Here is a 631-nt window from a genome sequence, read left to right on the forward strand (position 1 = left end):
GAGTCTCCTGTACTGATCAATCAGTGTCGGTTGTTTTCGGCTGGGATTGACTGAATCAGCCGGAAAAGTATGCGTGCGAGTCTACCGCTGAAGTTTCTACCAGATTACGTTGACGTTCATAATGCCTTGCTGAATACAACGCGCGTATCGGTCAGCGCCATCGGCACCGTTCGCTCGGCACAGGTATGAAGATTCCAGCAACAGGTGGGCGAACGCAGTGCATATTTATCCCACGCGGGTAATCACACGCTCGATGCCCTCCATCATCGACCAAACGCTGTTTAGTGAGCCCTCTGGTCATCCCCTTGGACTGGTGTTCCTCTGTGGCGCACTCCTGCTGGCCGGGCAGCAGGGGTACTACGTCATTGTAGAAGGGGCAACACCGTTCTACGCTACCCTGTTTATGAGCGTCGGGATGGCCCTCTCCGGCATTGCCGAGTCCCTGCCGAAACCCCGCCGACGGGAAGCTGGTGTCCTGCGACTCACGGCGCTTGCCGTACTGGTGAGTCTCCTCGTGACCATCTTCCTAGCACCCGACCTCATCACTGCGTGAGAGACGGAAGGCCTTCGAGTCCACCGACGTTCTGAGAGCACTGTTCTCACAAGTACCCTGCTGCATCCACCCTCTACG

The 631-nt window shown here is 56.9% G+C and carries 1 protein-coding gene; it reads left to right on the forward strand.

Going from position 1 to position 631, the window contains the following annotated elements:
- Positions 1–253 precede the first annotated feature (253 nt).
- Positions 254–553, forward strand: coding sequence for a hypothetical protein (locus tag ACQUQ0_RS17585; protein WP_435187055.1), 300 nt, complete (start codon positions 254–256; stop codon positions 551–553).
- Positions 554–631 lie beyond the last annotated feature (78 nt).

The organism is Halobellus sp. EA9, assembly GCF_051195055.1.
Taxonomy (GTDB): domain Archaea; phylum Halobacteriota; class Halobacteria; order Halobacteriales; family Haloferacaceae; genus Haloquadratum; species Haloquadratum rubicundus.

Bases quoted from the DNA above. Each gene is read 5' to 3' on its own strand.
- ACQUQ0_RS17585 (WP_435187055.1), top strand. From the start codon at position 254: ATGCCCTCCATCATCGACCAAACGCTGTTTAGTGAGCCCTCTGGTCAT.